At 51.3% G+C, this 20,901-nt stretch carries 21 protein-coding genes and 1 other annotated feature; of the genes, 8 read left to right on the top strand and 13 right to left on the bottom strand.

From position 1 onward, the window contains the following. Positions 1–33 precede the first annotated feature (33 nt). A complete protein-coding gene (gene osmE, locus BLU64_RS03275; RefSeq protein ID WP_026739355.1) occupies positions 34–363 on the bottom strand; it encodes an osmotically-inducible lipoprotein OsmE in 330 nt (109 codons plus the stop codon). A gap of 221 nt (positions 364–584) precedes the next feature. On the opposite strand from osmE, the gene nadE reads away from it, so the two are divergent. Then, entirely contained in the window at positions 585–1,409 is an 825-nt protein-coding gene (nadE, locus tag BLU64_RS03270; protein WP_026742392.1) for an ammonia-dependent NAD(+) synthetase, read from the top strand. Between the two features lie 148 nt (positions 1,410–1,557). After that, positions 1,558–1,959, top strand: a complete 402-nt coding sequence (locus tag BLU64_RS03265; protein WP_026742391.1) for a nitrous oxide-stimulated promoter family protein — start codon at positions 1,558–1,560, stop codon at positions 1,957–1,959. Positions 1,960–1,988: 29 nt separating this feature from the next. On the opposite strand, the gene ihfA is transcribed toward BLU64_RS03265, so the two are convergent. The 12 genes from ihfA to icd form a co-directional block, all read right to left on the bottom strand. Then, positions 1,989–2,285, bottom strand: a complete 297-nt coding sequence (gene ihfA / locus BLU64_RS03260; protein WP_026739352.1) for an integration host factor subunit alpha — start codon at positions 2,283–2,285, stop codon at positions 1,989–1,991. Positions 2,286–2,289: 4 nt separating this feature from the next. Continuing rightward, positions 2,290–4,677, bottom strand: a complete 2,388-nt coding sequence (pheT, locus tag BLU64_RS03255; protein ID WP_074727915.1) for a phenylalanine--tRNA ligase subunit beta — start codon at positions 4,675–4,677, stop codon at positions 2,290–2,292. Between the two features lie 15 nt (positions 4,678–4,692). Beyond that, positions 4,693–5,676, bottom strand: a complete 984-nt coding sequence (gene pheS, locus BLU64_RS03250; protein WP_074727913.1) for a phenylalanine--tRNA ligase subunit alpha — start codon at positions 5,674–5,676, stop codon at positions 4,693–4,695. A 106-nt stretch (positions 5,677–5,782) separates the two neighbouring features. Continuing rightward, positions 5,783–5,906, bottom strand: a sequence feature (Phe leader region). Continuing rightward, complete coding sequence (pheM, locus tag BLU64_RS17125) at positions 5,857–5,901, bottom strand: pheST operon leader peptide PheM (RefSeq protein ID WP_123225455.1); 45 nt, start codon at positions 5,899–5,901, stop codon at positions 5,857–5,859. (Overlaps the previous feature by 45 nt.) A 133-nt stretch (positions 5,907–6,039) precedes the next feature. Then, positions 6,040–6,396 carry a 50S ribosomal protein L20 gene (gene rplT, locus BLU64_RS03245; RefSeq protein WP_026739349.1) on the bottom strand — a complete coding sequence of 119 codons (357 nt, stop codon included), beginning with the start codon at positions 6,394–6,396 and terminating at the stop codon, positions 6,040–6,042. A 40-nt stretch (positions 6,397–6,436) separates the two neighbouring features. Beyond that, positions 6,437–6,634 carry a 50S ribosomal protein L35 gene (gene rpmI / locus BLU64_RS03240; protein WP_026739348.1) on the bottom strand — a complete coding sequence of 66 codons (198 nt, stop codon included), beginning with the start codon at positions 6,632–6,634 and terminating at the stop codon, positions 6,437–6,439. A 96-nt stretch (positions 6,635–6,730) separates the two neighbouring features. Further along, the gene (gene infC / locus BLU64_RS03235; RefSeq protein ID WP_071999762.1) at positions 6,731–7,273 is read right to left on the bottom strand and encodes a translation initiation factor IF-3; all 543 of its coding nucleotides are present in this window, start codon (positions 7,271–7,273) and stop codon (positions 6,731–6,733) included. A gap of 3 nt (positions 7,274–7,276) precedes the next feature. Beyond that, positions 7,277–9,205 (bottom strand): threonine--tRNA ligase, encoded by a 1,929-nt coding sequence (gene thrS / locus BLU64_RS03230; RefSeq protein WP_074727911.1) that lies wholly within the window; start codon positions 9,203–9,205, stop codon positions 7,277–7,279. A gap of 407 nt (positions 9,206–9,612) precedes the next feature. Beyond that, positions 9,613–9,885 carry a YebO family protein gene (locus BLU64_RS03225; RefSeq protein ID WP_026742386.1) on the bottom strand — a complete coding sequence of 91 codons (273 nt, stop codon included), beginning with the start codon at positions 9,883–9,885 and terminating at the stop codon, positions 9,613–9,615. Positions 9,886–10,106: 221 nt separating this feature from the next. Next, the gene (gene htpX / locus BLU64_RS03220; protein ID WP_026742385.1) at positions 10,107–10,988 is read right to left on the bottom strand and encodes a protease HtpX; all 882 of its coding nucleotides are present in this window, start codon (positions 10,986–10,988) and stop codon (positions 10,107–10,109) included. 344 nt (positions 10,989–11,332) lie between these two features. Next, positions 11,333–13,498: a sensor domain-containing phosphodiesterase gene (locus BLU64_RS03215; RefSeq protein ID WP_026742384.1), complete on the bottom strand. Its 2,166-nt coding sequence runs from the start codon at positions 13,496–13,498 to the stop codon at positions 11,333–11,335. A 613-nt stretch (positions 13,499–14,111) separates the two neighbouring features. Then, positions 14,112–15,365: an NADP-dependent isocitrate dehydrogenase gene (gene icd, locus BLU64_RS03210; protein WP_026742383.1), complete on the bottom strand. Its 1,254-nt coding sequence runs from the start codon at positions 15,363–15,365 to the stop codon at positions 14,112–14,114. Between the two features lie 129 nt (positions 15,366–15,494). On the opposite strand from icd, the gene rluE reads away from it, so the two are divergent. From rluE to phoP, 6 genes are all read left to right on the top strand, one after another. After that, positions 15,495–16,121 (top strand): 23S rRNA pseudouridine(2457) synthase RluE, encoded by a 627-nt coding sequence (rluE, locus tag BLU64_RS03205; RefSeq protein WP_026742382.1) that lies wholly within the window; start codon positions 15,495–15,497, stop codon positions 16,119–16,121. Further along, positions 16,114–16,566, top strand: coding sequence for an NUDIX hydrolase (locus tag BLU64_RS03200; protein ID WP_026742381.1), 453 nt, complete (start codon positions 16,114–16,116; stop codon positions 16,564–16,566). Before rluE ends, BLU64_RS03200 begins: the two co-directional genes overlap by 8 nt. Before the next feature lie 90 nt (positions 16,567–16,656). Next, complete coding sequence (gene mnmA, locus BLU64_RS03195) at positions 16,657–17,781, top strand: tRNA 2-thiouridine(34) synthase MnmA (protein ID WP_268748620.1); 1,125 nt, start codon at positions 16,657–16,659, stop codon at positions 17,779–17,781. 138 nt (positions 17,782–17,919) lie between these two features. Beyond that, entirely contained in the window at positions 17,920–18,558 is a 639-nt protein-coding gene (hflD, locus tag BLU64_RS03190; protein WP_026742379.1) for a high frequency lysogenization protein HflD, read from the top strand. 99 nt (positions 18,559–18,657) lie between these two features. Further along, positions 18,658–20,028, top strand: a complete 1,371-nt coding sequence (gene purB, locus BLU64_RS03185) for an adenylosuccinate lyase (RefSeq protein WP_026742378.1) — start codon at positions 18,658–18,660, stop codon at positions 20,026–20,028. 187 nt (positions 20,029–20,215) lie between these two features. Beyond that, positions 20,216–20,899 (top strand): two-component system response regulator PhoP, encoded by a 684-nt coding sequence (phoP, locus tag BLU64_RS03180; protein WP_026742377.1) that lies wholly within the window; start codon positions 20,216–20,218, stop codon positions 20,897–20,899. The last annotated feature ends 2 nt before the right edge of the window (positions 20,900–20,901 follow it).

Below are 20,901 nucleotides of genomic sequence, written 5' to 3'. Positions count from 1 at the left end.
AGATGTTCGGCTTTTTTTGTTGCTCGACCCAGGTTAGCTTTGAGGATGAGTATCGTATTCCTGACAGCTTTGGAAGCCTTTATTCAGGACATGACCCGTTTCATCGAAGCTGACGAAGTAGTACTGTATTTTCTTGTCTTTTGTCCCCAGGATATAGGTATTACAGGTACCACGAGCATTAATCATTGTGGCCTGGGTAGAAGCTGGGCCTGCGATTTGATTGACCTGTTGTTTGGTCATCCCTTTTTTGACGTCTTTTACCACCGGCTTGGTGAAATAATTCTCTGCACGGTCATATGCCGTACAACCAGAAAGGAGCACCAGCCCTGCAGCAATACACATTAATAATCGATTCTTGTTCATTGCATTACCTCTTTTGGTATTAGTTAGTTTAAGGCTAGATGGCAAAAGGCGGTTTTTCAACCCGACGTCAATGCTTTAATGACCTGATAATGGGTAAGAAAATAGGTCTCCCTGGGCAATCCTAGCCCGTTCGCTTATTCTTTTACTCCGTGGGAAGTCACGTTAAACTGAGACAATCCTATTAATTATGCTGCCGTATCAATAAGTTCAGGAGAGGCGAAATGTCACTACAGCAGAGCATCATTCAGGCACTAGGCGTCAAAAACACGATTGACCCCGCACAGGAAGTCCGAGTCAGCGTTGATTTTTTAAAGAATTATCTCAAGGCCCATCCTTTCGTCAAAAGCTTGGTGCTCGGCATCAGCGGCGGCCAGGATTCCACGTTGACGGGCAAAGTCTGCCAAATGGCCATCACAGAGCTTCGCGCAGAGACCGGCAACTCGGCGTATCAGTTTATCGCTGTTCGCCTTCCCTATGGCGTACAGGCTGACGAGCAGGACTGTCAGGACGCAATTCAGTTTATCCAGCCGGACCGCGTCTTGACCATCAATATTAAACCTGCCGTAGATGCCAGCGAAGCGACGCTCCGAGAACTCGGCATTGAGCTGTCTGATTTTGTGAAGGGCAACGAAAAGGCGCGTGAGCGCATGAAAGCGCAATACAGCATCGCCGGAATGAATGCCGGGCTGGTCGTCGGAACGGATCATGCAGCAGAAGCCGTTACCGGCTTTTTTACCAAATACGGTGATGGCGGAACGGATATTAACCCGATCTTCCGGTTGAACAAACGTCAAGGTAAGTCCCTATTGAAACTTCTCGGGTGCCCTTCCCATCTTTATACCAAAGCCCCGACTGCCGACCTGGAAGAAGATCGTCCTGCATTACCTGATGAAGTTGCTTTGGGCGTCACCTACGAGAGTATTGACGACTATCTCGAAGGTAAGAAAATCGATCGGCGCGACGCAGCGATCATTGAGGACTGGTACCGCAAAACGGAGCATAAACGCCGTCCGCCGATTACCGTTTTCGACGATTTCTGGAAATAACAGAACTTCAACTGCATCAAAATCAGTGTCCTCTCTGAAACTTTTACGGCAGCCAGGCTGCCGTTTTCTTTTCTGTGCGTCCCGTAGGCTTCAAGTCATACAATTGCGACTACACTGTGAGTCAAAGTTCTAACGTGAGATAACTATGATGCGCCGCCCTCCACCGGGTAAACGAATTCAGCGCGAGATTCGCACTGTCGGACAAATGATCAAACTGTATGCCAAATCTCATCCCGTTCTCGATGGCAATGACCACTACACGGTGCTGTTTCGCTATGCGATCAACCGTCTCAATAAATGTTATTTCGGGGAAGAAAAACCGGCCTGCAAGCAGTGTCCAATCCACTGTTATCAACCGACCAAACGTGAAATGATGAAACTCATCATGCTTTGGTCAGGACCGAGAATGCTGCTGCACCATCCCGTGCTTGCTCTCAAGCATCTTTGGGACGATCGCCGTCCGGTACCGGAAATTCCGCGAGCCAGGACGAAAACGCCACGTTTACAGGACGGCTTTCCAGAGGATTCCGTAAAAGAAAAAGGCCGCTAAAGCGGCCTTTTCGTTTACTTACAACTTACTCAGTCTTTAGGTGAAGCATTCTCAACCCGACTTTTTAACTTCTGCCCCGGACGGAATGTGACCACACGGCGCGCCGTAATCGGAATATCCTCGCCTGTTTTTGGGTTACGTCCCGGCCGTTGGTTTTTGTCTCGCAGGTCGAAATTGCCAAAACCTGACAACTTGACTTGCTCGCCATTTTCCAAGGCACGACGAACTTCTTCAAAAAACAACTCGACTAGCTCTTTGGCATCCCGTTTACTCAGCCCAAGCTTTTCAAACAGGTATTCTGACATTTCAGCTTTTGTAAGCGCCATAGGTTTAATCCCTCAAGGATGCTTGGAATCGCTGTTTCAATGCTGCCACGCATTTCGTGACTGTGGCGGCAATTTCCTCTTCTGCCAGTGTACGAGCGGTATCCTGCAATACCAGACTAATAGCCAGACTCTTATATCCGTCTTCTACGCCCTTGCCCCGGTACACATCAAACAAGTTTACGCCAACTAACTGATTTGCGCCAACTTTCTTGCACTCAGCCAGAATATCTCCTGCAGGCACGTTTTCAGCGACCACAACGGCGATATCGCGACGGTTAGCCGGGAAGCGAGAAACATCAGCCGCTTCGGGCACAACACGGTCTGAAATTTTGTCCCAAAGCACTTCAAATACGACGGTGCGACCGTTCAAATCCAACTTCCGTTCCAGTTCTGGATGAATAACACCAATGAAACCAATGTGTTGCCCATCCAGGTAGATCGCGGCGCTTTGACCTGGGTGTAGCGCAGGATTCGCTTCAGCTCTGAACTCGACGGCGGAAAGTTTACCCGTCAAAGCCAGCACAGCTTCAAAATCACCTTTTAAATCATAGAAGTCAACTGGCTGTCGTGCCAGGTCCCAATGCTCTTCATATCGGGAACCTGTGATCACACCTGCTAACATCATTTCCTGACGGATACCCTGCTCCGCGTCTCTATCGGGCACAAAACGCAATCCGCTCTCAAAAATACGGATACGACTCTGTTGACGATTCTGGTTATAAACGACTGCGCCCAGCAAACCAGTCCACAGCGATAAGCGCATAGCGGACATATCAACCGAGATAGGGCTAGGCAGAATCAGCGCTTCTTCGCCAGGATGTACCAGTGCCTGAATTTTTGGATCAACAAAGCTATAGGTAATCGCTTCCTGATAGCCGTGGTCCACCAGCATGGTCTTAACGCGTTTCAGAGAAAGATGAGCTTCACGGTGGCTCGTCATTTTCAACGGTGCCAGCGCAGCTTCGTTAGGAATATTGTCGTAGCCGTAGATACGAGCGACTTCCTCAACCAGATCTTCTTCAATCTCCATATCGAAACGCCAGCTCGGCGCGGTCGCCTGCCAGCCGTCGGCGGTACGCGTTACCTGGCAGCCCAGACGTTCGAGAATATCGCTCACCTTGTCGTCAGCAATATGATGGCCGATCAGGCGATCTAATTTTTCACGACGCAGCGCAATCGTAGCGCGAGCAGGCAGGTTTTTATCGTGCGTCACATCAATTACCGGGCCGGCTTCGCCGCCGCAAATATCCAGCAGCAAACGCGTGGCGCGTTCCATGGCTTGAGATTGCAGCTCTGGATCAACGCCACGCTCATAACGATGAGAAGCGTCCGTGTGTAAGCCGTAGCGGCGCGCGCGACCGGTGATCGCCAACGGATTGAAGAAGGCGCATTCCAGCAAAACGTCCTGCGTTTCTTCATTCACCCCCGAGTGCTCGCCACCGAAAATACCGGCCATTGCCAGTGCTTTGCTGCTATCGGCAATAACCAGCGTTTCTGCGTTCAGCTTCGCATCGTTACCGTCCAACAGACGCAACATTTCGCCTTCCTGCGCGGTGCGAACCGTGATGTTCCCGTCCAGACGGGCAAGATCAAACGCGTGCATCGGCTGGCCAAGTTCCAACAGAACGTAGTTGGTGACATCGACAACCGGATCGATGGAGCGGATACCGCAGCGACGCAGTTTTTCACGCATCCACAGCGGTGTGGACGCTTTCACATTGATCCCTTTCACCACGCGGCCGAGGTAACGAGGACAAGCTTCCGGGGCTTCGACACTGATAGGGAAAGTGTCAGTGATTGTCGGTTCGACGGGCGTGATTTCCGGCGCGTTGAAGGCAACACCATTTAACACGGCGACGTCACGCGCGACGCCTTGCAGGCTAAGACAGTCCGCTCGGTTAGGCGTTACGCTAATCTCGATAATGTTGTCATCCAGATTCAGATACTCGCGCAGGTCAGTCCCAATCGGCGCATCAGCGGGCAGTTCCAGAATTCCGTTATGGTCGTCGGCAATGCCCAATTCAGAGAAGGAGCACAGCATCCCTTCAGACGGTTCACCACGAAGCTTGGCGGCTTTAATCTTGAAATCGCCCGGCAATACCGCGCCGATGGTCGCCACCGCCACTTTCAAACCTTTACGGCAGTTAGGCGCGCCACAGACGATATCCAGCAGTCGTTCGCCGCCTACATTCACTTTGGTGACGCGCAGTTTGTCGGCATTAGGATGCTGTTCACACTCGACCACTTCACCCACAAACACACCGTTAAACGCACCGGCGGCAGGCTCTACGCCGTCAACTTCCAGACCGGCCATAGTGATTTGTTCAGATAAGGCTTCGCTGCTGATAGCTGGGTTAACCCATTCCCGTAACCAGAGTTCACTGAATTTCATAATGCTATTCCTGCCTTATTTAAACTGTTTGAGGAAGCGTAAATCGTTTTCAAAAAAAGCGCGCAGATCGGTCACGCCGTAGCGCAGCATGGTCAGTCGTTCCATCCCCATGCCGAATGCGAAACCGGAATACACGTCCGGATCGATGCCAACATTGCGCAGAACATTCGGATGCACCATCCCACAGCCCAGAACTTCGAGCCATTTACCGTTTTTTCCCATGACGTCCACTTCGGCGGACGGTTCGGTGAACGGGAAATACGAAGGACGGAAGCGAACCTGTAAATCTTCCTCAAAGAAGTTACGCAGAAAATCGTGCAGTGTGCCCTTCAGGTGGGTAAAGCTGATGTTTTTATCCAGAATCAGTCCTTCCATCTGATGGAACATCGGGGTATGTGTCTGGTCGTAATCGTTACGGTAAACGCGGCCCGGCGCGATGATGCGAATAGGCGGTTGCTGCTTTTCCATCGTTCGGATCTGCACGCCGGAGGTTTGTGTCCGCAACAGGCGTTTGGCATCAAACCAAAACGTATCGTGGTCGGCGCGAGCGGGATGGTGGCCGGGGATGTTCAGCGCGTCGAAGTTATGATAATCATCTTCTATCTCGGGTCCCGATACGACGGAGAAACCCAGCTCGCCAAAGAAGGTTTCAATGCGGTCGATGGTGCGCGTAATCGGGTGCAGACCGCCATTTTCGATAGTTCGTCCCGGCATTGATACATCAATGGTTTCCGCAGCAAGGCGAGCATTCAGTTCAGCGCTTTCCATTGCCTGTTTACGGGCATTCAGCGCCTCCTGAACTTCCTGCTTGGCCTGGTTGATTACAGCACCCGCTGCAGGACGCTCTTCAGCAGGCAGCTCGCGCAGCGAGGTCATCTGAAGGGTTAAGTGACCTTTTTTGCCCAGGTATTCCACGCGCACAGTTTCCAATGCGGCGATATCCTGCGCCTCTTCTATGGCTGTTCTGGCTTTAGCAACCAGTTCTGCGAGATGTTGCATTACATTCCTCTTCTTCTGCCTCTACGGCCACGGTGATGATTGGAAAAGTATGATTCTCAGTGCATCTGATAGTACGACTTGTATGGTCCTGGGCCTTTCCCTGACCAATAAAAAAGCCTCCACAAGGGAGGCTTAAGCGCTACTTTTCGTTTCTTTTCTTACGCGCAAAGCCTCCTGAGTTCAGGCGCTAAAGTAAAAAAAGAAACGGAAAATAGCAGTTTTCATACTTGCGTTACCTTGTCGTTATTTATCTCTGAGGGGGCTAAGCGCTGCGTTCAATTATTTCAAAGCTGATGAAAAATAATCGACGAGGCTCATGAGCTAAAAATCAAAAGAGGGAGCAAGCCCCCTCTTCTAACCGGCTTACGCCAGAGCTGCTTTCGCTTTTTCAACCAGTGCGCTGAAGGCCACTTTATCGAAAACGGCGATATCAGAAAGAATCTTACGGTCAATTTCAACAGAGGCTTTTTTCAGGCCATTGATGAATTTGCTGTAGGACAAACCGTTCTGACGGGCTGCTGCGTTGATACGTGCAATCCACAGCTGGCGGAACTGACGTTTCCGCTGACGACGGTCGCGGTACGCGTACTGACCAGCTTTGATTACTGCCTGGAAGGCAACACGATAAACGCGCGAACGGGCACCGTAGTAACCTTTCGCTTGTTTTAATACTTTCTTGTGACGTGCACGAGCAACCACACCACGTTTTACGCGAGCCATATGCTCTCTCCTAAAATCTTATTCTGAATGAAAAGGTAACTTATGCGTAAGGCAGACAACGTATGACCAGACCCAGATCGCCTTTGGCAACTTGAGCTTTAGGACGCAGATGACGTTTACGTTTAGTCGCTTTTTTGGTCAGAATATGACGCAGGTTAGCATGCTTACGCTTAAAACCACCGCCGGCGGTTTTCTTAAAGCGTTTAGCGGCGCCACGTACTGTTTTGATCTTTGGCATTGTTATTTCCACTTCGCATTGTTAATAAAACGAATCAGATAAGGCGAACGAAACCGCGCTACGCAAGCATAGCGCGGACTCGATTACTTGAATGCCTTACTGTTTCTTCTTCGGTGCAAGCACCATGATCATCTGACGGCCTTCAATCCTCGATGGGAAAGATTCCACGACTGCCAGTTCACTCAGATCGTCTCGAACGCGGTTAAGCACTTCGATACCAATCTGTTGGTGCGCCATTTCACGTCCACGAAAACGCAGAGTAATTTTGGCTTTGTCACCGTCTTCCAGAAAGCGAATCAGGTTGCGTAGTTTGACCTGATAGTCGCCATCATCGGTACCAGGCCGGAATTTGATTTCCTTGACCTGAATAACTTTTTGTTTCTTCTTCTGCTCTTTAGTGGCCTTACTCTTCTCATAGAGGAACTTGCCGTAATCCATGATTCGGCAAACCGGCGGTTCGGCGTTCGGGCTGATTTCTACTAAATCAACGCCTGCTTCTTCGGCTTTTTCTAGCGCTTCATTCAGGCTGACAATACCGATCTGTTCGCCATCGACGCCAGTTAGGCGTACCTCTTGTGCGCGAATTTCTTTGTTGATGCGATTAGGACGCGCCGGTTGAACTCGTTTTCCGCCTTTAATACCTTATTCCTCCAATTGATGAAGACTACGGCTGCGAATCTCTTGTTGCAGCTTACTGATAACTTCGCTGACATCCAGACTCCCCAAATCTTTGCCGCGGCGTGTGCGGACAGCAACTTTACCTGCTTCCACTTCTTTATCGCCACAGACCAGCATATAGGGAACACGCCGCAATGTGTGCTCGCGGATTTTAAAGCCAATCTTCTCATTTCTCAAGTCTGCTTTGACGCGAATGCCCGCTTCTTGCAATTTTTGGGTCAATTCGCTGACATAATCAGACTGACTGTCGGTGATATTCATAATCACCACCTGTACCGGAGCTAACCAGGTCGGGAAGAATCCCGCAAACTCTTCGGTAAGAATACCGATAAAGCGCTCCATTGAGCCCAGTATAGCCCGGTGAATCATTACCGGGACCTGACGTTCGTTGTTTTCGCCAACATAAGACGCACTTAGACGGTTCGGCAATGAAAAGTCGAGCTGTACAGTACCACACTGCCACGCACGATCCAGGCAGTCATGTAACGTAAACTCGATTTTAGGACCATAAAAAGCCCCTTCTCCCGGCTGATATTCAAATGGAATATCATTTTCAGCCAGCGCCGCCGCCAGATCCTCTTCCGCACGGGTCCACGTTTCATCGGAACCAATACGTTTTTCCGGACGGGTTGACAGCTTCACCTCGATTTTTTCAAAACCGAAGGTGCTATACATGTCATAAACCATTTTAATACAGTTATTGACCTCAGAACGAACCTGATCTTCCGTACAGAAGATATGAGCATCATCCTGAGTAAACCCGCGGACACGCATCAGGCCATGCAGAGACCCCGAAGGCTCGTTACGATGGCAGCTACCAAACTCAGCCATGCGCAGCGGCAGATCGCGGTAAGATTTCAATCCCTGATTGAATATCTGTACATGACCCGGGCAGTTCATCGGCTTGATGCAGTATTCCCGGTTTTCAGACGAAGTGGTAAACATTGCGTCTTTGTAGTTGTCCCAGTGTCCGGTTTTTTCCCACAACACCCGGTCCATCATGAACGGACCTTTCACTTCCTGATACTGGTACTCTTTCAGCTTGAGACGAACAAATGCTTCCAACTCACGGAAAACCGTCCACCCGTCGTTGTGCCAGAACACCATACCCGGCGCTTCTTCCTGCATGTGATACAGGTCAAGCTGCTTACCGATCTTACGGTGGTCGCGCTTAGCCGCTTCCTCTAACCGCTGAAGATAAGCATTGAGCTGTTTCTTGTCTGCCCATGCCGTACCGTATATACGCTGCAGCATTTTATTGCTGCTGTCGCCACGCCAATAAGCCCCCGAGGTTTTCTGCAGTTTGAAGTGATGGCAGAAACGCATATTGGGAACGTGCGGCCCACGACACATGTCAACGTATTCTTCATGATGATACAGGCCAGGAAGGTCGTCGTGGCTGATGTTTTCATCCAGAATGGCGACTTTATAGACTTCGCCGCGTGATACGAAAGTATCTCGCGCTTCCTGCCAGCTCGCAGTCTTCTTGATAACGTCGTAGTCTTTATTGGACAGCTCGTGCATCCGCTTTTCGAGCAGTTCCACGTCTTCCTGCGTCAGCGTATGGTCCAGATCGACATCATAGTAGAAACCGTTGTCAATCACCGGGCCGATAGCCATTTTAGTGTCCGGCCATAGCTGTTTGATCGCATGACCCAGCAAATGCGCGCAGGAGTGTCGAATAATTTCCAGACCCGCTTCATCCTTAGCCGTGATGATCGCCAGTTGCGCATCAGACTCAATCAAATCCGTTGCGTCGGTCAGCTCGCCATTAACTCGGCCGGCGATACAGGCTTTGGCCAAACCCGGACCGATATCGAGGGCGACATCAAGAGGAGAGACGGCGTGGTCATAATGACGCTGGCTGCCGTCGGGAAGCGTAATAACAGGCATGATAATTCCCTTATTTGCAGTGGTGACCCACACGCAAGATCACATACAAAAGATAATTGTGTTGATTTCAGTTGTCGGCAGCGTGTTTAACCCACAATTGTTAAAACGCTGCCACGACAGTGATTCATAGCGGGATAACAAAGACGGCAACATCGTTAACGATGTTCGCAGCAAACCCTATTAACCTGACGGCGTAGAGTACCATCATGACCCCGTACATGCCACCCGCGGCGGGAAATGGGCTGATAAAACAGTGGCGTATTCGGCAAGCTGACGGGGATAAGAGGGATAAGTAGACAGCACGGCGAAGCTAACAAGATTCTCGGTATTTTTTGCAAGCGATAAAAAGACAAAATCAGCGGCTATCCCCCTTACTTTGATGTCGGACAGCCGATGAGACACTAAACTCAACGCTCGGGAATAACATTTCTGAAGTAAACGTCAGTATCGTCCTCTTCCTGTTTAGCCTCTTGCACAGGCTCAGTGCTGGGAGGTACAGGGATGAGTGTTTGCATCAAAGCAAGCTGTTTTTTTTGCTGTTTGACGATTTCCTGCAGAAGTCTAATCTGCTCATTTGCTCGCACACTCGCGCGGTTCACGAAGAACCACACCAACAGCGCCAGCAAAATAATCATTATCACCAAAACCATTTCTAACATGTTTGATACCGCCCCACTCATGCTTAAATCCTAGGATGTTTCGACTCAAGGAGCATTTTACCACTTAGCACCTCAGTCATTCGATAACAGCACGATAATTTATCTCTCAAACGGTTAGCGTCACATGTTTATCCTTGGAGCTATACAATCTGCACTCCGGCAAGAAAGACGTATCTGCCATGGCAGATACAAATAACAAAGGCCCCACAGGGCCTTTGTTGAAGATTCAAATCAAGCAGGGATTATTTCAGGTAAGCCCCGCTGCGCAGCGCCTCAATACGTTTGTCCAGCGGAGGGTGCGACAGGAATAGGTCGCTGAATGACTTCGATTTGCCGTTAATGCAAAACGCCATCATGCTGCTCTCTTCCTGAGGTTCATAGCTGGTTTTCAAACGCTGCAACGCCGCAATCATCTTCTCTCGACCCACCAGCTTGGCGGACCCAGCATCCGCATGAAATTCGCGGTAACGGGAGAACCACATCGTGATGATGCTGGCCAGAATACCAAAGACCAATTCCAGCACGGTCGCCACGGCGAAATAGATCAGCGGATTACCGTTGCTGCTCTCACTGTCATCGCGATTACCGGAAAGAAAGCCCGACGCGACTTGAGCCAGCAGACGCGATATAAAGATCACGAAGGTGTTAACAACGCCCTGGATAAGGGTCATAGTCACCATGTCGCCATTAGCCACATGGCTGATTTCGTGTGCGATAACCGCTTCCGCCTCATCGCGACTCATATTCTGGAGCAACCCAGAGCTTACAGCCACCAGGGACGAATTCCGACGAGCTCCGGTGGCGAAGGCGTTGATATCCGGCGCTTGATAGATGGCCACTTGCGGCATGGCAATCCCCACCTGCTGAGACTGTACTCGCACCGTTTCGACTAACCAGCGCTCGGTTTCGTTACGCGGCTGGTCAATCACTTCACCGCCGACGGAGCGCAACGCCATCCATTTCGACATCAGCAATGAAACAATAGCACCGCCAAAGCCAAACAGACCGGCCATAATCATCAAGCCGTAAGCACTACTGGGCCGAATACCCGTTAAGCTAAGTACTAGCCCAAAAACCAACATCACCGCCAGGTTGGTAATTAGGAAAAGCGCAATACGCATCATATAAGTCTGATTTCCTCTCTCAGGCAAAAGCTACAATTGGGATGCAACGCTTATATCGTATGGGCTGCAATGGCTTTTTCAAGCATTCTTGATATCTAAGTTACCTAAACAACATAACTTTACGTTTTCAATTATTGGTGTCGCGCAAAAGGTTATCATCCGTGGAAAATCGAGACGCTACGCAAAAAAAAACATAAAAATTAAGGGTGAGCGACGATTCAACAACAGCGCACACGGAGTTCACACGGCTAAATGACATTAGGCGTTACCCAGCACATCACGCTTTCTTTGTCGACCGCCTGATATAATCACCCAATAACTGTGATTGACTATTAATAGGCAAATCAGGCCTTCTCTACGCCTAACTGGCGAGCAAAGTCGGCGGCTGGCATCGGACGTCCAAACAGATAGCCCTGTGCCTGTTCACATCCTTTATTTCTCAGTCGTTCACACTGCTCCTGCGTTTCCACACCTTCTGCAATGACATCCAGCCTGAAGCTTTTTCCCAGATACAAAATGGCCCTAACGATAGCCGCGTCTGGCGGTGACTCGCACATGGCACGTACGAACGTCTGATCGATCTTGAGACGGGTAACCGGATAGTTCTTCAGCATACTTAGCGACGCGTATCCTGTGCCGTAGTCGTCAAAGGCAATGCTGATACCTTCATTACGCAACTCATTTAGGGGGCTGAGCATATTCTCATCGTATCGGATGATGATGTTTTCGGTGATCTCCAGCTCCAATGCGCTCGGAGGAAGCCCGGTTTTTTCCAGCACAGACCTGATTTTCTGAGATAACATGCCGGAGCGGAACTGCGCTGCGAACAAGTTGATACTGATGCGGAAATTTTCGGCTCCCGCTTTTCGCCATTCCGCCGCCTGTTGACAGGCCTCCTGCACGACCCAATCACCGATGCGCTCCGCCCAAGGACCTTTCTCCAGCGCGGTCAAGAAGGCGCTGGGCGCCAGCACTCCTTTATAGGGATGCTGCCAGCGCAGCAATGCTTCGGCGCCGACAATCTCGTTGTTGATCAAATTCACCTGAGGCTGATAAAACACCTCAAATTCATTTTTTTCATAAGCACGAATGAATTCCAGCTGGAATGCATGTTTGGCTTGAAAGATTTCACGCAGTTCACGCGTGAAAAAACGATAACAGTTACGCCCATCGGCTTTAGCCTGATACAGAGCTAAATCAGCACTGGTTAACAGCTCCTGAGTTGTCGCGCCTTGTGAACGAAACATTACAAGTCCGATACTGGCACTGGTATATACCTGCTTGTCCCCGACGATGACCGTTTGGAAAATATCATGGTTGATTTGCCGGGCCATTTCTCCCGCGACCTGGAGGTCTTCCAACTGCGGAAGCAATATTGCGAATTCGTCGCCGCCCATGCGTGCCACCACATCGCCTTGTCTGACATCAGCCAACAGTTTTTGCGCCACGCTGACCAAAATTTCGTCGCCACTCGCGTGACCCAGGCTGTCGTTAATATCTTTGAAACCGTCCAGATCGACGATCATGAGGCAACCAGACGGATGCTGCTTTAATAGCTGATTCAGCGAGGTAGCCAACAGCGTGCGGTTGATTAGCCCCGTTAGAGGATCCCGATGCGCCTGCAAGAACAGCCTTTCCTGGTAACGCTTGCGTTCAGAGGTATCGCGCAGAATCAGGCTGTAGCTATCGCCCTCACCTTGTTGCCACATTCCAACGGACAGCTCGACGGGCAGCAGCGCGCCACTTTGGGTCACTGCATCCAGCTCAATCCGGCTGCCCTTGGAGCGTGCCGTTTCATCAGTAGACAAATGGTGCAACTGCACAATAAACATATCCGGCACGACGCTGCTAATATGTTGTCCTACTATCTGCTCTCTGGAATATTCCAACAGATTTTCGGCAGCTTCATTCCAGAAAGTAATAATGCCCTGATGATTCACACACAGGATAGCGTCGGGGGACAGCCGGGCCACTCGCTCAAAGCTTGCCTGACCCGTTTTTCTGGCCACATCGAGACGCCGCATTTCCAGCTTATCCATAACCAACGTAGACAAATCCTGCAAATTGTGAGCATCGCGCGCGCTCAAACCGATACGCGGCTTGAAGTCGACAATATTCAGCGTGCCGATAGTTTGACCGAGAGGCGATCGCAACGGTATACCGGCATAAAACCGAATTTGTGGAGCACCGGTCACCATTGGATTATTTTTGAATCGGGGATCTCGACGCGCATCCGGCACGACCAAGATGCCTTTCTTTTGGATGGCATAGTTGCAAAAGGAATCTTCCTGGGCCATTTGGCAAACGGAAAACCCCACGCTTGCTACGAAGAGTTGACGCTCTTTGTCCAGAATGGAGATAGCAACGACGGGGACATTGAATACGTTCGCGGCCAATTTGATCAGATTCTCCAGATCGGAGTCATCAGACAACGGGCCGTCGATGCCATACTCACGCACCGCATCAAGTCGGCTGTTCACATTTTTTTTGTTCACTGGGGCTCGACTCATGGGGGTTCCCCTTACTGTTCCATTGTTGTTATTGTCGTCAATACTGATCATCGCGGTGAACGATAATAGGATGAACTAGCGCTCCTGAACGCGGTTTGATAAAGCGACATACGCCGCTCAAATCAAAACAGTGTTCCTAAGACACGGTTTCTTACCAGCCCGGTTCTATTTCCTTTCTGGCAAAAAACGTTCTGCTTCATATATAGAATTCTTATTCTCACAATAAAGAATAGCAAATCACCGCCACTCAGTGAGTGGCGCCTGAAGAATTTGTATCTATGCCCTAAATCCCGACAAAATATGATCAATATTGACCAGGGTACGTTCTAATTCCACCCGCAATGCTTCAAAGTAATTTGATACTAGGCCATTCGTCATATTCATTCGAGGAGCGCACCGTGGCTTTGCGAGCAGGCTCGGAAATCAAAGGCGATGATAATGGAAGTCGTCATTGGCCGACGAGTTTAGGACGCCAACCCGTACGGTAGCGTGCGAGCAAATGCCGAGTCGTTGCAACTGTCGAGGCGAGATGATGAGGAGGTTTGCCGTAGAGCGGCATAGAAAAAGGGAGGCGCATAAGCCTCCCTCATAAATTATTTTGCCGCTGTGATTATCACATGTGCTCAATGATAGCGTCGCCGAACTCAGAACATTTCAGCAGTTTCGCCCCATCCATCAGACGTTCGAAATCATAGGTCACGGTTTTATTTTTGATCGCGCCTTCTACGCCTTTGATGATCAAATCCGCCGCTTCGAACCAGCCTAAATGACGCAACATCATTTCAGCCGAGAGAATAACGGAGCCAGGATTAACTTTATCTTGACCCGCGTATTTCGGCGCGGTGCCATGCGTGGCTTCAAATAGCGCACATTCATCGCCGATATTCGCGCCGGGAGCAATGCCGATACCACCAACCTGGGCGGCTAATGCGTCAGAGATATAATCACCGTTCAGATTCATACAGGCGATAACGTCATATTCCGCTGGGCGCAGCAGAATCTGTTGCAGGAACGCATCCGCAATCACATCCTTGACGACGATGTCTTTGCCGGTATTCGGATTCTTGATTTTTACCCACGGACCGCCGTCAATCAGTTCACCGCCGAACTCTTCCCGCGCCAGCTGATAGCCCCAGTCTTTAAATGCGCCTTCGGTGAATTTCATGATGTTGCCTTTGTGCACCAGCGTTACTGAATCGCGCTCGTTGGTGATGGCATACTCAATAGCCGCGCGCACCAGGCGCTTGGTGCCCTCTTCGGAACACGGTTTAATCCCGATGCCGCACTGCTGAGGGAAACGAATTTTGGAAACGCCCATCTCATCGCGCAGGAACTTGATGACCTTGTCCGCTTCCGCAGAACCGGCTTTCCACTCGATGCCAGCATAGATATCTTCGGCATTTTCACGAAAGATAACCATGTCCGTCAGTTCAGGATGTTTTACCGGGCTTGGCGTGCCGTCAAAGTAGCGCACCGGACGGAGGCAGATATAAAGATCAAGCTGCTGACGGAGGGCGACGTTGAGAGAGCGGATACCGCCGCCGACGGGCGTGGTCAGGGGGCCTTTGATGGCGACGCGGTATTCGCGAATGATATCCAGCGTTTCTTTCGGTAGCCACACATCTTTGCCATAGACCTGGGTCGATTTTTCGCCGGTGTAAATCTCCATCCAGGATATGGCCCGTTTGCCCGAATAGGCCTTTTTGACTGCGGCATCAACCACATTAATCATTGCTGGCGTGACATCAACGCCGATCCCGTCCCCTTCAATAAAAGGGATAATCGGGTTATCTGGCACGATTAATTTGCCTGCTACATCTGCCGTAATTTTCTGACCTTTAGCCGGTACAACTACTTTGCTTTCCATTAACCTCTCCTTAGAGCACATTTTGTTAATGAGATGTAATATGCGTGTCAATACTACTGGAATATCAAACCCGCGCCAACCGCAACCCTTTCGAGTATAATGACTTTGTCACTCTCAGCTATGAATAAAATGAATAAAATCCCTGTTAGAAATCACAAACTTAAACGATTCAGTTCTCGTTCAACCGCAAAAAAAACCACAGCGCCGAAACCGCGTCGAATCATTCTGTTTAACAAGCCTTTCGATGTGCTTTCCCAATTTACGGATGACTCGGGCCGCGCCACGCTGAAAGACTATATTCCTGTCGGCGACGTCTATGCCGCCGGACGCCTGGATCGCGATAGTGAAGGGCTCATGGTGCTCACCAATGATGGCGCATTGCAAGCGCGACTGACTCAGCCGGGAAAGAAAACGGCCAAAATTTATTACGCGCAAGTAGAGGGTATCCCCGACCCAGACTCACTGGCGCGATTTCGTGCGGGCTTGACGCTCAACGACGGCATCACGCTGCCCGCGGGGGTCGAATTGGTGGACGAGCCCGACTGGTTATGGCCGCGCAATCCGCCCATTCGTGAGCGAAAAAGCATCCCGGTGAGCTGGTTGAAAATTACGTTGCAGGAAGGCCGCAACCGGCAAATTCGCCGCATGACGGCTCACATTGGTTTCCCAACGCTGCGCTTAATCCGCTACAGTATGGCTAATCAGACTCTGGCCGGGTTATCGCCCGGGGAATGGAAGGAAATCACGCATGTTTAAACCTCATGTCACCGTCGCCAACATCGTTCAGGCGGAAGGTCGTTTTTTAGTGGTGGAAGAAACCATTAACGGCAAAAGTCTCTGGAACCAGCCGGCCGGTCATCTCGAAGCCGAAGAAACGCTGATTCAAGCCGCCAGCCGCGAGCTGTATGAAGAGACCGGCGTCAAAACGCAGCCTCAGCACTTCCTGCAGCTTCATCAGTGGGTGGCGCAGGACGGCACGCCATTCCTGCGTTTCAGCTTCACAATTGATTTGCCGCAGCAGGTCGCCACGGCGCCTCAGGACAGCGATATCGACTGCTGCCACTGGCTGACCGCAGAGGAAATTCTACGCTCCGACAGATTACGCTCGCCGCTGGTCGCGGAAAGCATTCGCTGCTATCAAAGCGGTATCCGCTATCCCTTAAGCGTGCTCGGCGCATTCAACTGGCCCTATCAGGCCTGACCCCGATGCCCGTGATGCGGCACTGCGGCCAATGTGCTACCCTATGCGGCCTGTCAATTTTCCCTTAATTTGTTGCATTAAATCTTTTCTATTCGCGAGACTGTCATGTCAGATAACAGCCAGAAAAAAGTCATTGTCGGCATGTCCGGCGGCGTTGATTCTTCCGTTTCCGCATACCTCCTACAACAACAGGGTTATCAGGTCGAAGGCCTGTTCATGAAAAACTGGGAGGAGGACGACGACACGGAATACTGTTCTGCGGCTGCCGATTTGGCCGATGCGCAGGCCGTCTGCGACAAACTCGGCATGGTCCTGCATACCGTCAACTTCGCGGCGGAATATTGGGACAACGTGTTTGAACACTTTCTGGAAGAGTACAAGGCTGGTCGTACGCCGAACCCCGATATCCTGTGTAACAAGGAAATCAAATTCAAAGCGTTTCTGGAATTCGCCGCTGAGGATCTGGGCGCGGATTACATCGCGACCGGCCACTATGTGCGCCGTCAGGATATCGATGGTAAAAGCCGTCTGTTACGCGGACTCGATGGCAACAAGGATCAGAGCTACTTCCTGTACACCCTCAGTCACCAACAGTTGGCGCAAAGCCTGTTCCCGGTCGGCGAGTTGGAAAAACCGGAAGTTCGTAAAATCGCTGAACAGTTAGATCTGGCCACGGCCAAGAAGAAAGACTCTACGGGGATCTGCTTCATCGGCGAGCGAAAGTTTCGCGACTTTCTGGCCCGTTACCTCCCAGCGCAACCCGGCACGATCATCGCCGTAGATGATGGCAGCAACATGGGCCAGCATCAGGGCCTGATGTATCATACGCTTGGGCAGCGTAAAGGCCTCGGCATCGGCGGCGTAAAAGAAGGCGGCGATGATCCCTGGTATGTCGTGGACAAAGACGTGGCGAACAACGTGCTGTACGTGGCTCAGGGCCATGATCACCCTCGCCTGATGTCTGACGGTTTGATTGCGCAACAGTTGCACTGGGTCGATCGTGACACCGTCACCGAACCCTTTCGCTGCGTGGTGAAAACTCGCTACCGTCAGACTGATATTCCCTGCACCGTCACGCCGCTGGACGCAGACCGTATCGAAGTTCGCTTCGATGAGCCGGTTGCCGCCGTCACGCCGGGCCAGTCCGCGGTATTTTATCAGGGCGACATCTGTCTTGGCGGGGGGATTATCGAGGAGCGCCTGCGCGATAAATAACGGTGTCCGCGCAAGCGTCCTCCGCTCTTGCCACAGCGGTACGGCGCGAATACCCGCTCCCGCCGTTTAACGCTCTCCGCGCGGATTGCATACTCCTGACGGTCGACGTCAGAAAGCAATGAGGATACAGGAGCCATCGTGGCCAAAAACTATTACGACATTACGCTGGCGCTGGCAGGAATTTGTCAGTCCGCCTGTTTGGTTCAGCAGCTCGCGACAACAGGAACCTGCCCGCAGGCGGCGCTGCAGACGTCGCTCAACAGCGTTCTTGTGACAGACGCCGCCAGCACGCTGGAGATTTTTGGTAACGACGAGAACAATCTGAAGCTGGGCGTTGAAACTCTGCTTCGCATCCTCGGTTCGTCGTCGCGCGAAAAAATCGGCGCCGATCAGTCCCGCTATACCTTTAGTCTCATGGCGCTGGAACGTCGCTTGAACAAAAACGGCAATGCTCTCAGCGAGCTTGGCAACCGTGTCGACCAGTTGGGGCGTCAGTTGGAGCACTATGAGTTATTATCCGACCCGATGATTAACGTGCTGGCGGGCATCTACGTGGACGTCATCAGTCCTCTGGGGCCGCGCATCCAGGTGACCGGCTCGCAGGAAGTCCTCAAAAACGCGCAGGTTCAAGCTAAGGTACGCGCCATTTTATTGGCGGGCATTCGTGCCGCTGTGCTATGGCAGCAAATTGGCGGAGGACGCCTGCAGCTTATGTTTTCACGCGCTACGCTGGTCAAACAGGCACAGCAGATTTTGTCGCGCTGCCGCGACCAATAGACAGACCGGCGGACGACGATTCCGGTTCGTCCGCCATCATGAGATACTTGTAGTCACGCTTTTGTCTTTCATTAAAAACGATCCCAGGAGTTGCTCGCGATGGAATTAACCTCACTGACCGCCGTTTCCCCTATTGATGGACGCTACGGCGATAAAGTCAGCGCCCTGCGCACTATTTTCAGCGAATATGGCCTGCTGAAATTCCGCGTGCAGGTGGAAGTACGGTGGCTGCAAAAGCTGGCCTCGTGTGCGGCGATTAAAGAAGTTCCTTCATTTGATACCGACGCAAACGCTTACCTTGATAAAATCGTCGCTGAATTCAGCGTTGACGATGCCGCCCGCATTAAAACCATCGAACGCACGACTAACCATGACGTTAAAGCCGTCGAGTATTTTCTGAAGGAAAAAGTGGCCGCCGTTCCGGCTCTTCAGGCAGTTAACGAATTCATCCATTTCGCCTGCACCTCCGAAGATATCAATAATCTGTCTCACGCCCTGATGTTGGAAACGGCGCGGCGTGAAGTGATAATGCCGATCTGGCGCAAGACCATTGATGCGATTGGCGCGCTGGCGCAGGAATACCGCGACATCCCGCTACTTTCACGGACGCACGGTCAGCCCGCTACGCCGTCGACGATCGGGAAAGAGTTTGCAAACGTGGTTTACCGCCTGGAGCGGCAATTCCGCCAGTTACAACAGGTGGAGGTGATGGGCAAAATCAACGGCGCGGTCGGCAACTATAACGCACACATGGTCGCTTACCCGGACGTCGACTGGCACACCTTTAGCGAAGAGTTCGTCACGTCGCTCGGCATCACCTGGAACCCTTACACCACGCAGATTGAGCCGCATGATTACATCGCCGAGCTGTTCGACTGCCTCTCTCGCTTCAACACCATCCTGATCGACTTCGACCGCGACGTGTGGGGTTATGTGGCGCTCAATCACTTCAAACAGAAGACCATCGCCGGCGAAATCGGCTCTTCGACCATGCCGCATAAAGTCAACCCCATCGACTTCGAAAACTCCGAGGGAAATCTCGGATTGGCGAATGCCGTGCTGGGGCACCTGTCCGCCAAACTGCCGGTCTCACGCTGGCAGCGAGACCTGACTGACTCTACGGTGCTGAGAAACCTGGGCGTTGGATTGGGCTATGCGTTGATCGCTTATCAATCTACACTGAAAGGCATCAGTAAATTAGAAGTCAACCGGGAGCATCTGCTGGATGAGCTGGATCACAATTGGGAAGTTCTTGCCGAGCCTATTCAGACAGTAATGCGTCGCTACGGCATCGAAAAACCGTACGAGAAACTGAAAGAGCTGACGCGCGGTAAACGCGTCGATGCGGAAGGCATGAAAGCCTTTATCGAGGGTCTGGAACTTCCCGAAGAAGAGAAAGTCCGTCTGAAGGGACTGACCCCTGCCAACTATATCGGCCGCGCCGTCAAAATGGTCGATGAGCTGAAGTAGCCGGCAATCGGGCAGGCGGACCTTGTTCCGCCTGCCCTCTCCCCCTTTATTCCCACAGTTTGTTGACTCTAAGTTTATTGCCGTAGTAAATAATATATTTTTCAACCAAGCTAGCGAAACCGACCACTCCCAGCGCGTCGACCTTCGGATAAGCTTGGTTAATCAACGTTCTTTCATAGGAAGACATATGCGAATTCTGGTTGTTGAGGATAATGTTCTTTTACGTCATCACTTGACTGTTCAGATGAACGAAATGGGCCATCAGGTTGATGCAGCGGCAGACGCTAAAGAAGCCGACTACTTTTTGCATGAACATGCGCCGGATATCGCTATCGTCGATCTTGGTCTACCTGACGAGGACGGCGTCAGTCTGATCCGCCGTTGGCGTTCTCAGCAGGTCAAAATTCCCATTCTGGTATTAACGGCGCGCGAAAGCTGGCAGGAGAAGGTCGTCGTGCTGGAAGCCGGTGCCGACGACTACGTCACCAAACCTTTCCATCTGGAAGAAGTCATGGCGCGAATGCAGGCCTTGATGCGCCGTAACAGTGGCCTGGCTTCTCAGGTGATTAGCATGCCGCCGTTTGAAGTTGACCTGTCACGACGTGAACTGCTGGTGCATAATTCGCCGATAAAACTCACCGCCTTCGAATATACGATAATTGAAACGCTCATCCGCAATCACGGCAAAGTCGTCAGTAAAGATTCGCTGATGTTGCAGCTCTATCCCGACGCCGAACTACGCGAAAGTCACACCATTGATGTCCTGATGGGGCGCCTGCGTAAAAAACTTCAGGCTGCGGATTCACATGACGTCATCACGACCGTGCGTGGTCAGGGTTATCGCTTCGATATCCAGGGCCGCCAGGGCTGATA

The organism is Lonsdalea quercina (assembly GCF_900107885.1).
In the GTDB taxonomy this organism is placed as follows: domain Bacteria; phylum Pseudomonadota; class Gammaproteobacteria; order Enterobacterales; family Enterobacteriaceae; genus Lonsdalea; species Lonsdalea quercina.
This window is presented reverse-complemented; position numbering and strand designations above follow the sequence as displayed.